General features: G+C 67.5%; 14 protein-coding genes. 7 read left to right on the plus strand and 7 right to left on the minus strand.

The genetic code is table 11. The features are described from left to right. The first annotated feature begins 4 nt into the window (after nt 1-4). The 3 genes from FV234_RS18190 (at nt 5) to FV234_RS18200 (ending at nt 3,883) form a co-directional block, all read left to right on the plus strand. Nucleotides 5-3,142, plus strand: a complete 3,138-nt coding sequence (locus tag FV234_RS18190; protein WP_147830841.1) for a CusA/CzcA family heavy metal efflux RND transporter — start codon at nt 5-7, stop codon at nt 3,140-3,142. 58 nt (nt 3,143-3,200) lie between these two features. Beyond that, a complete protein-coding gene (locus tag FV234_RS18195) occupies nt 3,201-3,473 on the plus strand; it encodes a hypothetical protein (protein ID WP_147830843.1) in 273 nt (90 codons plus the stop codon). Between the two features lie 200 nt (nt 3,474-3,673). Continuing rightward, nucleotides 3,674-3,883: a hypothetical protein gene (locus FV234_RS18200; RefSeq protein WP_147749980.1), complete on the plus strand. Its 210-nt coding sequence runs from the start codon at nt 3,674-3,676 to the stop codon at nt 3,881-3,883. Nucleotides 3,884-4,002: 119 nt separating this feature from the next. Here the strand turns inward: FV234_RS18200 and FV234_RS18205 are convergent, their stop codons facing one another. The 3 genes from FV234_RS18205 to FV234_RS18215 are packed head-to-tail and all read right to left on the minus strand — an operon-like array spanning nt 4,003 to nt 6,104. Continuing rightward, on the minus strand, nt 4,003-5,298 hold the full coding sequence (locus tag FV234_RS18205; RefSeq protein ID WP_147830845.1) for an arsenic transporter: 1,296 nt from the start codon (nt 5,296-5,298) through the stop codon (nt 4,003-4,005). A 36-nt stretch (nt 5,299-5,334) separates the two neighbouring features. Next, nucleotides 5,335-5,760 (minus strand): arsenate reductase (glutaredoxin), encoded by a 426-nt coding sequence (gene arsC / locus FV234_RS18210; protein WP_147830846.1) that lies wholly within the window; start codon nt 5,758-5,760, stop codon nt 5,335-5,337. After that, nucleotides 5,760-6,104: a metalloregulator ArsR/SmtB family transcription factor gene (locus tag FV234_RS18215; RefSeq protein WP_187273726.1), complete on the minus strand. Its 345-nt coding sequence runs from the start codon at nt 6,102-6,104 to the stop codon at nt 5,760-5,762. The genes arsC and FV234_RS18215 overlap by 1 nt, the downstream gene beginning before the upstream one ends. Before the next feature lie 50 nt (nt 6,105-6,154). Here FV234_RS18215 and arsH point away from each other — a divergent pair, with 50 nt between their 5' ends. The 3 genes from arsH (at nt 6,155) to FV234_RS18230 (ending at nt 8,344) form a co-directional block, all read left to right on the plus strand. After that, nucleotides 6,155-6,901, plus strand: a complete 747-nt coding sequence (arsH, locus tag FV234_RS18220) for an arsenical resistance protein ArsH (RefSeq protein WP_147830850.1) — start codon at nt 6,155-6,157, stop codon at nt 6,899-6,901. A 231-nt stretch (nt 6,902-7,132) separates the two neighbouring features. After that, entirely contained in the window at nt 7,133-7,891 is a 759-nt protein-coding gene (locus FV234_RS18225; protein WP_147830865.1) for an SDR family oxidoreductase, read from the plus strand. A gap of 12 nt (nt 7,892-7,903) precedes the next feature. Continuing rightward, nucleotides 7,904-8,344 carry a hypothetical protein gene (locus FV234_RS18230; RefSeq protein WP_056487760.1) on the plus strand — a complete coding sequence of 147 codons (441 nt, stop codon included), beginning with the start codon at nt 7,904-7,906 and terminating at the stop codon, nt 8,342-8,344. Nucleotides 8,345-8,347: 3 nt separating this feature from the next. On the opposite strand, the gene FV234_RS18235 is transcribed toward FV234_RS18230, so the two are convergent. From FV234_RS18235 to FV234_RS18255, 4 genes are all read right to left on the minus strand, one after another. Next, the gene (locus tag FV234_RS18235) at nt 8,348-9,247 is read right to left on the minus strand and encodes a sigma-70 family RNA polymerase sigma factor (protein WP_147830852.1); all 900 of its coding nucleotides are present in this window, start codon (nt 9,245-9,247) and stop codon (nt 8,348-8,350) included. After that, entirely contained in the window at nt 9,231-9,629 is a 399-nt protein-coding gene (locus tag FV234_RS18240) for a hypothetical protein (RefSeq protein ID WP_147830854.1), read from the minus strand. The genes FV234_RS18235 and FV234_RS18240 overlap by 17 nt, the downstream gene beginning before the upstream one ends. Nucleotides 9,630-10,298: 669 nt before the next feature. Next, the gene (locus FV234_RS18250; protein ID WP_147830856.1) at nt 10,299-12,521 is read right to left on the minus strand and encodes a molybdopterin cofactor-binding domain-containing protein; all 2,223 of its coding nucleotides are present in this window, start codon (nt 12,519-12,521) and stop codon (nt 10,299-10,301) included. 14 nt (nt 12,522-12,535) lie between these two features. Further along, a complete protein-coding gene (locus tag FV234_RS18255; protein ID WP_147830859.1) occupies nt 12,536-13,006 on the minus strand; it encodes a (2Fe-2S)-binding protein in 471 nt (156 codons plus the stop codon). A 133-nt stretch (nt 13,007-13,139) separates the two neighbouring features. Here FV234_RS18255 and FV234_RS18260 point away from each other — a divergent pair, with 133 nt between their 5' ends. Next, a complete protein-coding gene (locus tag FV234_RS18260; RefSeq protein WP_147830861.1) occupies nt 13,140-13,736 on the plus strand; it encodes a hypothetical protein in 597 nt (198 codons plus the stop codon). The last annotated feature ends 831 nt before the right edge of the window (nt 13,737-14,567 follow it).

Below are 14,567 nucleotides of genomic sequence, written 5' to 3' on the forward strand. Positions count from 1 at the left end.
CGCCATGAACGCTTGGTTCGCCCTCCTCATCCGCCGCCGCTGGCTCGTCGTGATCCTGGCGCTCGCCGGGGCGGTCGGCGGCATCGTCAACCTCGAAGGCCTGTCCATCGACGCGGTCCCGGATGTGTCGCCCAAGCAGGTGATGGTCCTGACCCTGTCGCCGGGCCTCGGCCCGCTTGAGGTCGAACGCCTCGTGAGCTTCCCCGTCGAGAACGCGATGGCCGGGGCGCCGGGCCTGTCGGGCATCCGCTCGACCTCGCGCTACGGCGTCTCGGCGGTCTACGTCACCTTCGACGACGCCATGTCGATCACCGAGGCGCGCTCGCAGGTGTTCCAACGTCTGCCATTGGCCAAGACCATGATGCCGGCCGGCGTCGGCGATCCCGAAATGGGGCCGATGGCGACGGGCTTAGGCGAGATCTACCAGTTCGAGGTGCGGGGGCCGGGCTACTCGCCGATGGCGCTGAAGCGCATCCTGCAATGGACCATCGCGCCGAAGCTCAAGCTGACCCCCGGCATCGCCGACGTGAACGTCTACGGCGGACAGATGCCGACCTACGAGGTCCGCATCGCCGCCGAGAGCCTGCACCGCTACGGCGTGACCATGGCTCAGGTCTACACGGCGCTTGGCGAGAACAACGCCGCACGTGGCGGCGCCTACATCGAGCACAACGACCAGCAGGAGGTCATCCGCGGCCTCGGACTGGCCAAGGACACGAAGGACCTTGCCAACATCGTCGTGACCACGGGCCCCGGCGGGGTGCCGGTAACGGTCGCGACCCTTGGCGAGGTGGTGGAAGCCCCGAAGGTGCGTCTCGGCGCCGTGACGCACGATGCGGCGGGCGAGACCGTCGTCGGCATCGCCATGATGCAGCAGGGCGAGAACGCCAGCGCCGTGGTCGTAGCCGTGAAGCAGACCATCGAGGCCCTGCGCCCGCAGCTGCCGCCGGGCGTCGACATCGTGCCGTACTACGACCGCAGCACCCTGGTGGCGCGGACCATCCGCACCGTCGAACACAACCTCATGGAGGGGGCGGTGCTCGTCATCGTCGTACTGCTCCTTCTGCTGGGCAACCTGCGGGCTGGCCTGGTGGTGGCGGCCGCCATCCCGCTGTCGATGCTGATGGCGTTCGCCGGGATGCGGCTGTTCGGGCTGTCGGGCAACCTCATGAGCCTCGGCGCCATCGACTTCGGCCTGATCGTCGACGGCGCCGTGGTGATGATCGAGAACGTCCTGCGCGCCCGCGGGGAGCACCCCGGGCGTCCGGCCGAAGAGGTCATCCGCAAGGCAACCGTCGAGGTAGCGCGCCCGATCCTGTTCGCGGTCGCCATCATCATCATGGTGTACCTGCCCATCCTCGCCCTCGAAGGGGTGGCGGGCAAGATGTTCAGGCCGATGGCGCTCACCGTGATCCTGGCGCTCGCCGGCTCGCTGGTCCTTACGATGACGCTGATGCCGGCGCTCGCCGCCATCGTGCTGGCAGGCCCTGGCATCGGCGAACGCGAGACCCGCCTCGTCCACTGGGCGCGAAGCGCCTACACGCCGGTCCTTCGGCTCGCCGAGCGCCGCACCGGCCTCACCGTCCTCGTGACGCTCGGCCTTTTTGCCGGAAGCTGTTGGCTCGCGACGCGCCTGGGGGGCGAGTTCCTGCCCAAGCTCTCGGAAGGCTCCATCGTCATCACGTCGGAGAAGCTGCCCGGCATCAACCTCGACGCCTCGCTCAAGGTCATGCACCGGATCGAGCGGACCCTGAAAAGCTTCCCAGAGGTGAAGCGGGTCGTCTCGCTGACCGGCAGCGCCGAGATCCCCACCGACCCGATGGGCGTAGAGTCCACCGATAGCTTCATCACCCTGGCCGACCCGTCGACCTGGACGACGGCGACCACCCAGGAGGGGCTCGTCGCCGCCCTCGACAAGCGCCTCCAGGCGGAGGTGCCGGGGGTGTCCTACGCGTTCTCGCAGCCGATCCAGATGCGCATGGACGACCTGCTGGAGGGCGTGCGCGGCGACGTGGCGATCAGCCTGTACGGCGACGACCTGAAGGTGCTGAAGGACAAGGCGGACGCCATCGTGCGCGCGGTCTCAGGCGTCTCGGGCGCGGCCGACGTGAAGGCCGAAGCCCAGGCCGGCATGCCGGCGCTCTCGATCCAGGTCGACCGGGCCGCGGCTGCCCGCTACGGCGTCAACGTCAGCGACGTCCTCGACGTGGTGGAGAGCATCGGCGGGCGAACCGCCGGCATGATCTACGGCGACGACAACTCCATCACCGACATCGTGGTCCGCCTGAAGTCCGCTGACCGTAGCGACATCGCCCGCATTCGCGACCTGCCCGTGGGGCGCAGTGGAAAGGCGCTGGTACCGCTCTCGCTGGTCGCCTCGGTCGACGTGGCGACGGGACCGGCCCAGATCAGTCGAGAGAAGCTCCAGCGCCGGATCTCGGTCCAGGCCAACGTTCGCGGCCGCGACGTCCAGAGCTTCGTGAGGGACGCGCAAGCCGCGGTCCAGGCGCAGGTTCCCCTTCCGCCGCGGTACTCGCTGCAGTGGAGCGGGCAGTTCCAGAACTTGCAGGAGGCCACGAGCCGGCTCTCCGTCGTGGTGCCGGCTGCCATGGCCGCGATCCTCGTGCTCCTCGTGGTGATGTTCGGGGACATCCGGCTTGCGGGCCTGATCTTTCTGAACGTGCCCATCGCCGCGACCGGCGGCATCGTCGCCCTGTACCTGCGGGGGCTGCCGTTCTCGATCTCGGCGGCGATTGGATTCATCGCCACCTTCGGCATCGCCATCCTCAACGGCGTCGTGCTGACAAGCTACATCCGCGACCTCGAACGTATCGGCCTCGACCCGCGCGAGGCAGCCTTTCGAGCTGCAGAGATGCGACTGCGGCCTGTCCTGATGACGGCTCTGGTCGCGGCACTGGGGTTCCTGCCGATGGCGCTTTCGACCAGCGCCGGCGCCGAGGTGCAGCGCCCGCTCGCGACGGTGGTGATCGGTGGCCTCGTCACCGCGACGCTCCTCACCCTCGTCGTGTTGCCGGCCGTGTATCCGTACCTGGCGCATATCCGGCTTCCGTGGCGACCTCGCGGTGATACCGAGCCGGAATTGGAGGCGCATGGCGGTCGCCGGGCGGCCGCCGATGGCTAGGGGCCTTCGGGTCGCGCCGGCGACGGCCCTCGCTACCGTAATGTTGCTGTTACCGGGCATGCGATCCGCGACCGCCGCCGACTTCGATTGCGTCGGCTTCCTCAGGATGCACGGCCTGCTGCGCAGGGCTTCGACGGCTTGTGGCTTCACCGAATACAACCCGGCCATCGTGGATCGGGCCCGCATCTGCTTCGACGCCCTCGGCAGCCGCCGCGGCACCGAGGAGGTTCAATCGGGGGTAGCGGAGTTCGAACAACTACGGTCCACACGCCATCACGATGCGGTCTGCGCGATGCTGGCAGCCAAGTTTTCCATGGTCGTCCGGCCGTGAGGCCCCCATCGTTCGGGCAGATGGACGACGGCCACCCCAAGCTCAGCATGCGGGCGCTCACGAAGCTCTTATCGATGGCGCCCCGGCCGCCTGCATCGAAGAGCCGACCGCCCCGCCGCCGTGATGCCCATTAGCGGAAAGTGGTGCGTATGCCGACGGATGATGACGGCGGCCTCGACAGGGCCGAACGGACGCGAGGGATGCTGAAGCGCATCGCGGATTTGCTCGGCTGCGATCCATCGGCGCTAGCCGATGGCGGCCCGCAAGGCCGCGGCCACGAAACGGTCGGGGCGCGGGAACTGGTTCTCGCTTGGCTCGACATCGAAGACCCGGATGACCGACGACGCGTCGTTGACCTTGCACGTGCGCTCTCGCGGTCGAGTACAAAACCCGGGCCTGATGCCCATTGAAAGGAATGGCGCGCCGGCACCTTCGCCCGCCCATCGGGCAAGAGGAGCTTAAGGTGAGAACTTGGATGACTCCCAAGTCCTAGATCACGGCTCAGCGCCGCGCCGCGCCCATCGGATGGCTACCCGGCACCAAGCGCGGGCAGCCAGAGCGCCAGCGCCGCCAGGCTGACCAGGAGGACCGGCGGGGTGATGACCAGGCCGACGCGCATGTACTGGCCCCAGGTGATGCGCTGGCCCTTGGTGTCGAGGACGTGGAGCCAGAGCAGCGTCGCCAGACTGCCGATGGGGGTGAACTTCGGGCCGAGGTCGCAGCCGATGACGTTGGCGTAGACCATCAGCTGGCGCATCAGCGGCGACAGGTCTGGGGCCTGCTGGATGGTGAGCGCGCCCACCAGCACGCTCGGCATGTTATTCATCACCGAGGACAGGATCGCGGCGGCGACCCCCGTGCCGATGGTGGCCACGAACGGTCCGTGACCCGAGAGCCAGGTCAGTCCCTGAGCCAGGTAATCGGTCAGGCCGGCGTTCTTCAGGCCGTAGACGACGAGGTACATGCCGAGGCTGAACAGCACGATCTGCCAGGGCGCACCGGCGAGGACCGTGCGGATCGGGATGGCCTGGCTTTGATTGGCCAACGCCAGCATCACGAGGGCGCCGGCGCAGGTCACCACTGAGACCGGCACGCCGAACGGCGCGGTCAAGAAGTAGGCCACGAGCAGCAGGGCCAGGAGGGGGAAGGCCGCCTTGAAGACGAGCGGATCCTTGATCGCGTGGCGCGGCGCTTCGAGCTCGGCCACCGGGTACGTAGCTGGCAGATCGCGACGGTAGAACAGCCACAGCACCACCAGGGTCGCGGCCAGCGAGACGAGGTTCACCGGCACCATCACCGCGGCGTAGCGGCTGAAGGAGATGTCGAAGAAGTTCGCCGAGACGATGTTGACGAGGTTGGAGATCACCAGCGGCAGGCTGGTCGAGTCCGCGACGAACCCGCAGGCGACGATGAAGGCCAGGGCCGCCGTCGGCTTGAAGTCCAGACGCAGGAGGATCGCGAGGACGATGGGGGTGAGCAGCAGCGCCGCGCCGTCGTTGGCGAAGACCGCGGCGATGGCTGCACCGAGCAGGATCACCAGCGGGAATAGCAAGCGCCCCCGGCCCCCGCCCCAGCGGGCGATGTGCAGGGCCGCCCAGTGGAAGAACCCGGCCTCGTCGAGGAGGAGCGAGATGATGATGAGGGCGACGAAGGTGAAAGTGGCGTCCCAGACGATGTGCCAGACGACCGGGATGTCGCCGGGGTGGATCACACCGGTGGCCAGCGCCACGGCGGCCCCGATCAGGGCACTCCACCCGATCCCGAAACCCTTCGGCTGCCAGATGACGAAGACGAGGGTGACCACGAAGATGGCGAGAGCGAGCATCGGGACCGTTTCTTGTTCTTGGAAGCTCGGGACGGATCAGGCTGTGGCGACGCGCCGCCGCTGCTCGTCGATCACGCGCTCGCCGTCCTCCTTGACGAACTCGCCTTGCTGGGCCGGCAGGAGGTCGAGGACGGCCTCGGAAGGTCGGCAAAGGGCGACGCCCCTGGGGCTCACCACCAGGGGGCGGTTCAATAGGATCGGGTAAGCCTCGATGGCATCGAGAAGCCGGTCATCCGCAAGCGCCGCGTCGCCCAGGCCGAGCTCGGCATAGGGCGTGCCTTTCTCCCGCAGGAGGTCGCGCACGGTGATGCCGGCGCGCTCCGCGAGCTGGCGAACCAGGATGCGGTTCGGCGGCGTCTTGAGGTACTCGATCACGTGCGGCTCGATGCCGGCGTTGCGGATCAGGGCCAGGGTGTTGCGGGACGTGCCGCAATCCGGGTTGTGATAGATCACGACGTCCATCAGGCGGTCTCCTCGCAGCAGGCGGATAGGGCGGCGACGGCCGGGGCGCAGACCTCGGGGCGGCCCTGGCAGCAATCGCGCATCAGGAACTGGATGAGCTCGGACAGGTCGAGGTACGCGGCGCTGTAGATGATCGAGCGCCCCTCCCGCCGGGAGGTGACCAGCCCCGAATGGCTGAGCTCCTTCAGGTGGAACGACAGGTTGGTGCCCGACACGCCGACCGCCTCTGCCAGCATGCCGGCTGCCATGCCCTCCGGCCCGGCGGTGACGAGCTGGCGCACGATGCGCAGGCGATGCTCCTGCCCGAGGGCTGCGAAGGCAGCGACGGCTTGCCGTTCGTCCATCATGATGTCAATATCTCAATCATCGTTGAAACGTAGAGGAACGACACGTTTTGGACAAGCCCCGACAGCCCTTCGCTGATGGATTGCCCAACCTCAGCCAAGGGCATTTCGTGGTCCCGACCGGCGCCGACCAGCAAATGGCGTCGCCGTTCACCCACGCCCCCCGCTTCCTGATCCTGTACGGTTCGCTGCGGGAGCGCTCGTTCAGCCGCTTCCTCGCCTACGAGGCGGCACGCTTGCTGGAGGCCATGGGCGGCGAAGTCCGGATCTACGACGCCCATGGCCTGCCGCTGCCCGACGACGCCACGGCCGATCACCCAAAGGTCCAGGAACTCCAGAACCTCTCGATCTGGTCGGAGGGCCACGTCTGGGTCAGCCCCGAGCGCCACGGCGCCATGACCGGGGTCATCAAGAGCCAGATCGACTGGCTGCCACTGTCGGAAGGATCGGTGCGCCCGACGCAGGGGCGGACGCTCGCCGTGATGCAGGTCTCGGGCGGGTCGCAGTCGTTCAACGCGGTCAACGGCCTGCGCGTGCTCGGGCGCTGGATGCGAATGATCACCATTCCCAACCAGTCCTCGGTCCCGATGGCCTACAAGGAGTTCGACGACGCCGGCCGGATGAACGCTGGGCCGCTCTACGACCGGGTCGTCGACGTCTGCGAGGAACTGATGAAGTTCACGCTCCTGACCCGCGAGCGGGCCGAGTACCTCGTGGACCGCTATTCCGAACGAAAAGAACAGCAGCTGGAACGGCTCAAGGCTGCAGGCGCGGACATCGGGTTCGTCAAGCGCTGAACCACCGTCGTCGGCTTAATATCCCCATGCCCCCAGCAAGGGCCAAGTCATCGGCGACGCCGGAGTAGGTCCTCCGGCGTTGCCTCTCCGGCGGGACGGACTTTCCTGGCCGTAGGGCGGTTGGACCCCGCCCGGATCGGTTTCACCGGAGGCGATGTCACACCGGGTGGGACCGCTCTCGTCTTTGTTTCGAACGTCTTCACCAGGACCGGACACAAGACGGAGCGTCACATGAAGATCGTTGTCATCGGCGGCACGGGGCTGATCGGCTCGCAGGTCGTCGCCACTCTGAAGGCCGCCGGCCATGACGCCCTCGCGGCCTCGCCGAACACCGGCGTCAACGCCGTCACGGGCGAGGGGCTCGCAGTAGCGTTGAAGGGGGCCGCCGTGGTGGTCGATGTCGCCAACTCGCCATCGTTCGCGGACGACGCGGCCATGGACTTCTTCGTCCGCGCCGGACGGAACCTCGCCGCGGCCGAGAAGGATGCCGGCGTCTCCCACCACGTCGCGCTTTCGGTCGTCGGGACTGAACTCCTGCTCGACAGCGGCTACTTCCGGGCCAAGCTTGCCCAGGAGGAACTGATCGCCTCGGCGGGCGTGCCCTGGACCCTCGTCCGCGCCACGCAGTTCTTCGAGTTCGTCGCCGCCATCGCGGGAGCCGCAATCGTCGACGGCGTCGCGCGCGTGACCTCCGCACTGATCCAGCCGATCGCGTCGGCCGATGTCGCGACGAAGGTCGCCGAGGTCGCGTTGGGGCCCCCCCGAAACGGCATTGTCGAGATCGCCGGCCCCGAGCGACTGCCGATGGTCGAGCTGGTGAAGCGTCATTTTCAGGGCCTCGGTGAGACGCACGAGGTCCGCACGGACGACACCGCACCGTACTTCGGGGTGGTCCTCGAAGGCCCCTGGCTTACGCCCGCCGGTGACGCGTGGCTTTCGGAACGGCGTTACGACGACTGGCTGGCGGCACAGCCGAAGCGCGGGGCCTGAGGTCTCCTGCCGATGGATGCAGCCTATTTTCCGGCGCTGTCTGCGCTGGCCGGGTCGGCCATCGGCGCGATGGCCTCCTTCGCGACCACTTGGCTGACGCAACACAGCCAGGAGCGCGCGACGCTCCTGGTGCAGGACCGTGCGCGACGGGAAGCGCTCTACGGCGAGTTCATCAGGGAGGCGTCGACCTTGTTCGGTGACGCCTTCCGACACGACCTCGACGACCCGGCCAAGCTGGTGAACCTCTATGCCATCGTGAACAAGATCCGGCTCTTCGGAGAGCCGGAAACGCTCCAGGAAGCCGAGCGCGTCATGCAGCGCATCGGCGAGACCTACTTCGCCCCGAACAAGGATCTCGCCGCCTTCGCCGACATCCGCCACGCCAGCGACCTCGATCCGCTCTGCGCGTTCTCGACGGTCTGCCGAAGGGAGCTGGCAATCGCCCGCCGTTGAGGCTCAGTGAGGGGTCGGCGCTCCCGCCGCCCCACCGAACGACATCGCCATTTTTTGGAGCTTGTCCGGGTTGCGGGTGAAGTAGATGCCGACGATCAGCCCGCACTGGATATCCAGGGCGACGGTCTGGAGCATCCCGCCCGGCTCCATGCTGAGGTAGCCGGGCAGGCCATCGATCCAGAGGTCCTGCAGCTTCCGGGCATGCTGGATCCACGACTTGCGCACGACCCCCTCGAACAGGCGCGTGACCTTGTCGATTCCGATGATCGGCCGCGGGAAAGCGAGCACCTTTCCGCCGCCGTCGGAGTGCACAACGACGGCATCGGCGAGCATGCTGCGCAGCGCTGCGACGTCGCCCGTCGTCGATGCCTCGAAGAAGGCCTTGGCGATGCGCGCGCCCTCTTCCCGCTCGACGGGGAAGCGCGGACGTGCGGCTTGCACGTGCTTCCTGGCTCTCGCCGCGAGTTGACGGACCGCCGGGGGCTCTCGCCGAAGCGTCTCGGCAATCTCATCAAGCGGGACCGCAAAGACGTCGTGCAGGAGGAACGCGGCCCGCTCCAGCGGCGAGAGCCTCTCCAGGGCGAGCATCAGCGTGAGCGTGAGGTCATCGCCGGGGGCTTCGTTCGGGACCAGGGCAACGGGCTCGGGCAACCAGGTTCCGATATAGGTCTCACGCCGGACCCGGGCGGACTTCATCACGTCCAGGCAGAGCCGCGTAACCGTCCGCGATAGGAAGGCACCAGCCGAGGCGACCTCGGCATGGTCGACGTGCCGCCAGCGCAGCCAGGCGTCCTGTACGACATCCTCGGCCTCGCCGAGGGACCCAAGCATGCGGTAGGCGAGCCGGATAAGCCGCGTACGCTCCTGCTCGAAGACGCGGGTCGGATCATCGATGGTCGGCATGACGGAACGACCAGACGCTGAGGGCGACCGCGATAAGCGCAGGAAGTGTCACCGCGGGAAAGTCGCGGGGTAGGACCTCCGGCCCGCAGATGCCCACCGCAACCTCCCAGAAGTGGAACAGCGCGTGGCCCGAGAGCCAGACGGCACCGAGAGTCCAGAGCAGCGAGCGCGGTCCGGGTCGGAACGCGCCGTACGCGAACCCCGACCCGATCAGCACGAAGATCAAGCCGATGTCGCGCAGGAAGTGCTGATTGAACGGCCCTGTCGTCGTCACGCCCGGTACCGCGAAATACCATGCCTCGGGTGCGGTGAGCATGAAAACGCCGTTTCCGGCCAGTCCTGCGCCGAGGATGCCGGCGAGTACCGGAATGGCTTTGATCATCGAGCTCTCCCCACGTGATTGGTTCACGTGAGTGACGATGCACAGCCGCCCAATGTGACATCGGATACAAGTTTCAGCAGGTCCCTTTCAGAACCTTGGCTTCGCACAGTTCATATCACCGAACACCGGCTGCCTGACCCGATGGTCGAGCGTCGCTACGAGACATTCGATCAAGCCAGGACACGGAACCCACGGACACCCCGACCGTAACGATATCCATCGACGAACGACTGCTTTTGAGATGTCCAGATGTAGGCATCTAAGGCAACTTTGGGTCGCCAGCAGAACGTCCGCTATGCCCAATCTTGTTTCAGTTGCATCGGTGCGAGTATCTTCTTGCCTCGTCGGCGTAGGCAGGCGGTCCGCTCGCGATGTTAGGGTAGGCCCTCGGCAGCTCCATCCATGTCCGGCCGCTGTCGAGGAGCCGTCGTACAAAGGCGTACGGGACGAACGAGGAGCAGCAGATGTTCGAGCGTCGCCGCGGTGCGGTCAAAGGATGCCGGACCGGACCCTGGCACGAGCCGGCCCATGCCAGCCGCCTCGATCAAGCTGCATCGATCCGGGCGGCCGACGCACCCCCCCGGTGTCCGCGGCGCGGCCGGCGGACCGCGATCCGGGCCCGCGCCGCGGGACCGGTGCCACGCCCCGACGATCCTGCCTGTTCGCGTTTCAGGCCCCCTGCAGAGCCGCCTTCACCTTGGCCGGGGTGAACGGCACGGACCGCACGCGTACGCCGGTCGCGTCGAAGACTGCATTCGAGACCGCCGCCGGCACGATGGCGGCGGACGGCTCGCCGGCGCCCCACGGCTTCTCGGTTGGCCGGTCGATCAGGTCGATCACGACCTCGGGCACGTCCGGGAAGGTCAGGATCGGGTAGCTCGACCAGTCGAGGCTCGTCACGGCGCCGCGATCGAAGGTGACCTCCTCCAGCAGCACACGGCTGACGGTCTGGATCACGTTGCCGTCGAGCTGGTTCCGCACCCCGTCCGGATTGATAATCTGCCCGCAATCCTGGACCACGAAGAAGCGCGGCACGCGCACCTGCCCGGTGCTGCGATTCACTTCGACCTCGGCCACGCCCGCTACGTAGGTGCGATTGAGTTCGTACTTCACGTAGGAGATGCCGCGACCGCGCAGCACGTCGCCCGCGGCGTCTTTCACCGGCGACGGGCGCGCCTGCCACATGGCGAGTTCGGCAACCCGCTTCAGCACCTCAATGCCGCGCGGATCCTTCAGAGCCCGCAGGCGGTACTCCAGCGGGTCGGCGCCGGCTGCCGCCGCGCACTCGTCGAGGAAGGCCTCATTGGCGTAGGTGTTCTGCATCCGCCCGGGGGTGCGGATCCAGGAGGGCCGGAACGGCGTCGAGGCCAGCCGGTGGCAGACCGTGCGCACGTTCGGGAAGGCGTAGGGCAGCGCCGAGTTGCCGATGATGTTGCCCGGCGCCATCGTAGTCTCGTGCGGCAGATCGGCCAGCGAGGCTGCCACCAGCGGCACGTTACCGGCCGCCCCCTCCGGGATGTGGAACTGGGAGGACCAGGCGGTGACGTTGCCCTGCGGGTCGAGCCCGGCCTTCAGGTCGATGAGGGTCGGCGGTCCTTTCGGATCCCAGCCGTGCTCGTCGGCGCGCGACCACTGGACCCTCACGGGGCGGCCGACCGCGCGGGCGAGAAGGGCGGCGTCGCCCGCCGCGTCCTCGTGGCCGTTGCGGCCGTAGCAGCCCGAGCCCTCGACGTAGATGCAGCGCACCGCCTCCGGCGCGAGGCCGGTCATCGCCGCGAGCTGCTTGCGCAGGGCGTGCGTCATCTGCGAGGCCGTCCAGCAGGTCAGGAATCCGTCCTTCAGCTCTGCGATGGCGCAGGACGGCCCGATCGAGCCGTGGGTATGGATGGCGAAGTCGTACGTCGCTTCGAGCTTCCGGGCCGCCTGTCCGAGCGCCGCCTCGGCATCGCCCGTGCTGCTCGTGACGTCGTCCTTGGTGACCTTCGTGGCGCGCACGTGCTGCCAGAGCTTGCCCTGCTCGGGCAGGCCTTCCCATTCCGACCACGTCGCCTTTAGCTGCTTTGCGGCCTTCACGGCCGCCCACTCCTTCTCGGTGACGATGCCCAGGAAGTTACCCTGGCGCACGACCTTGATCAGTCCTGGGATGTCCGCGACCGAGGCCTCATCCACGCCCTGCAGATCCGCCCCGATGGTCGGGGGACGGACCACCCGCGCATGCACCATGCCGGGCACGCGATAATCCTGCATGTAGGTGAAGCGGCCGGTCATCTTCTCGGGTATGTCGACCCGCGCCACCGGCTTGCCGACGAGGGCGAACTGCGCCGGATCCTTCGTCTTGACCGCCGGATCGACCTTGAGGTCGAGGCGCCCATCCTTCAGGAGGTCGGCGTAGGAGAGGCTCTGGCCGCCAGCTTTCGGCCGGACGGTGCCGTTCTCGCTCACCAGCTCGTCGGCCGGTACGCCGAGGCGCTCGCTGGCCATCTGCACGAGGTGCGCGCGGGCCGTCGCCGCCGCCTGCCGGATTTCGACGCCGCCCTTCTGGATCGAGAGGCTCCCGTAGGTCGGTCCCTGATCCGGCGTCAGCGCCGTATCGCCCTGGATGACGGTCACGCGGTCGAGCGGCAGGTCGAGTTCCTCAGCCGCGATCTGCGTAAGGGCGGTCTCGACCCCGGTGCCGAGATCCACCTTGCCGGAGAAGATCGTGGCGTGACCGTCGGCGCCGAGCGCCAGGAAGCTGTCGACGCGGTCCGGGGCGACGGGCTTCGCGAAGCCATTGGTGGCGACCGGCGCGAAGCTCTGGGCGCTGGCGCCGCGGCCGGACAGCGAGAAGCCGACCACGAGGGCGCCGCCTTGGAGGAGCAGGCTGCGGCGGGAGAGGGCGGGTGCGGTCATGACAACAACCTCTGTCAGAGTGTGCCGGCCGCGCGCTGGACGGCGCGCACGATCCGCTGATGGGTGCCGCACCGGCAGAGGTTCTGGGCGAGCGCCTGCCGGATAGCGGTCTCGTTGGGCTTCGGCGTCTCGCTGAGCAGGGCGGCCGACTGCATGATCATGCCATTGATGCAGTAGCCGCATTGCGCCGCCTGCTCGGCGATGAAGGCCGCCTGCACCGGGTGCGGCTTGTCCAGGTTGCCGAGCCCTTCAAGCGTCACGATCTTGGCCCCCGCCTTGAGGCTCGAGACCGGGGTGATGCAGGAGCGCACCGCCTGCCCATCGACATGCACCGTGCAGGCGCCGCACTGGCCCAGTCCGCAGCCGAAGCGCGGCCCGTGCAGGCCGAGATCATCGCGCAGTACGTAGAGGAGCGGCGTATCTGGGTCGTCCACGCTCACGGGCGCCGCGCGCCCATTCACGTCCAGCGACATCAACTGCGCCATCGGGGATCTCCCTGGAACCATTCTCGGGTGCTCGGCCTATACCCGGCGTAGACCAGGAGCAACGCGGCGGCGTGACAGCGATCGCCATTCGCTGCAGGAAGCCGTGCTGCCTCCGGTGCCGTCAGGGAAGCGCATGCCTTCGCAAAACCGCATCCGATGCACCCTCGCTCTCGTCCTCGCGCTGTCCGCGGGCCCCGCAGGCGCCGCCGAGCGCCTCGCGCAGGATTGGCCCGAGCCGTCCCGCAAGGCCGCTGAAGCCGTTGCTGACAAGTACGGCGCACCGCAGGAGCAGACGGCGACGCTGCTGATCTGGCACCGCAACGGGCCGTGGATCCGGACGGTGGTGCATAAGATGGGAGCCGAGCACGATTTCCCATCCAAGCACAACGACGTGTTGGAGCAGAGCTTGCCCTACAAAGTCCCGCTCAACTTCTTCAGCGCGGTCGCGACCTTCAACGGCAGCGTCATTCCGGACCGGACGCGAGGCACGCTCACCGCCTACGGCGCAAGTGAGGCCGAGAACGTCTTGAGCCTGAATTTGGCCCGGGCGGTGGTGCGCGGCGAGCTCACGGCGGAGCAGGCACGTGATAAGGAAGTTGCAGCCGCGCAAGAGTTGGCGAACGGACGGGAGCCGGACCTCGCGGCCAAGCTCTCCCTCGATCAGCAACAGGAGGGCGACGTTTCCGACCCAGACACCGCGATGATCCTTCCGCCCAGCCAAAAGCCATAGTCCGGAGCACGCGGCCCTCTGTTCTGGCAACGCGTTGATCCATGGGCGACCACCCGCTGGATCCTCATGCCGCGCAGTTTTCGACTCTCTACCCCATGCGTTGGATACGCCGGTGAAGGCTGCCGCGCCCTGTTCCAACCCGCGCACGGCCTCCGCCGCATCCTGCCGACAGGGCATTGGGGCATCCGCGATTTCCCGGCGAAAAGCCGGGATCCAGTCGAAAAGGAGCCGCCCCATGCTGGACCGGCTTGTTCGAGGCCAACGCTCGGAACAGTGCGTCAGACGCTCAGAACGATCTTTCCGAAATGCTCGTTTTTCCTCATGCGGGCGAGCAGGTCCGACTCCTCGGCTAGCGCGTAGTGGCTGTCGAATGACAGATGGAAACTCCCGGCTACGATCGCCGGCCACAGGACGGCTCGGACGCGCACGGTGCGCTTCATTAAGCCCTGCGAGCAAAGCCTACTGTGGTTGGCAGCGGGGGGCGAGGCAGCCTTTTCCTGCATGAGCATTGTTGTCGAGGGTCGCTGCAGAGAACGTCTACGTTTGCGGCGAAACTACTCCGAAGCGGACCAGCGGCTTTCGGCCAGCTTCAGTCGCACAGAGGTGCCTCGATCAACGTCTGCTTTCAGGCATGGGGGCGGGGAGCCCGAAAGACTGGGTCGGGTCGAGACCCGTCCGCCCGTTCTACGACCGGGTCGGGTGGGTGAACGAACCCGCTCGCGCGGGATGGGTGGCAGCTTCGAGGTTTTCGGATTGAGACGAGCGCCCTGCGCTGATTGAGCGTCGCCCGGCCTGGGCGGACGATCGTGGCTCCCTTCATCCGAGTGGAGC

The organism is Methylobacterium sp. WL8 (assembly GCF_008040045.1).
Lineage (GTDB): Bacteria > Pseudomonadota > Alphaproteobacteria > Rhizobiales > Beijerinckiaceae > Methylobacterium > Methylobacterium cerastii.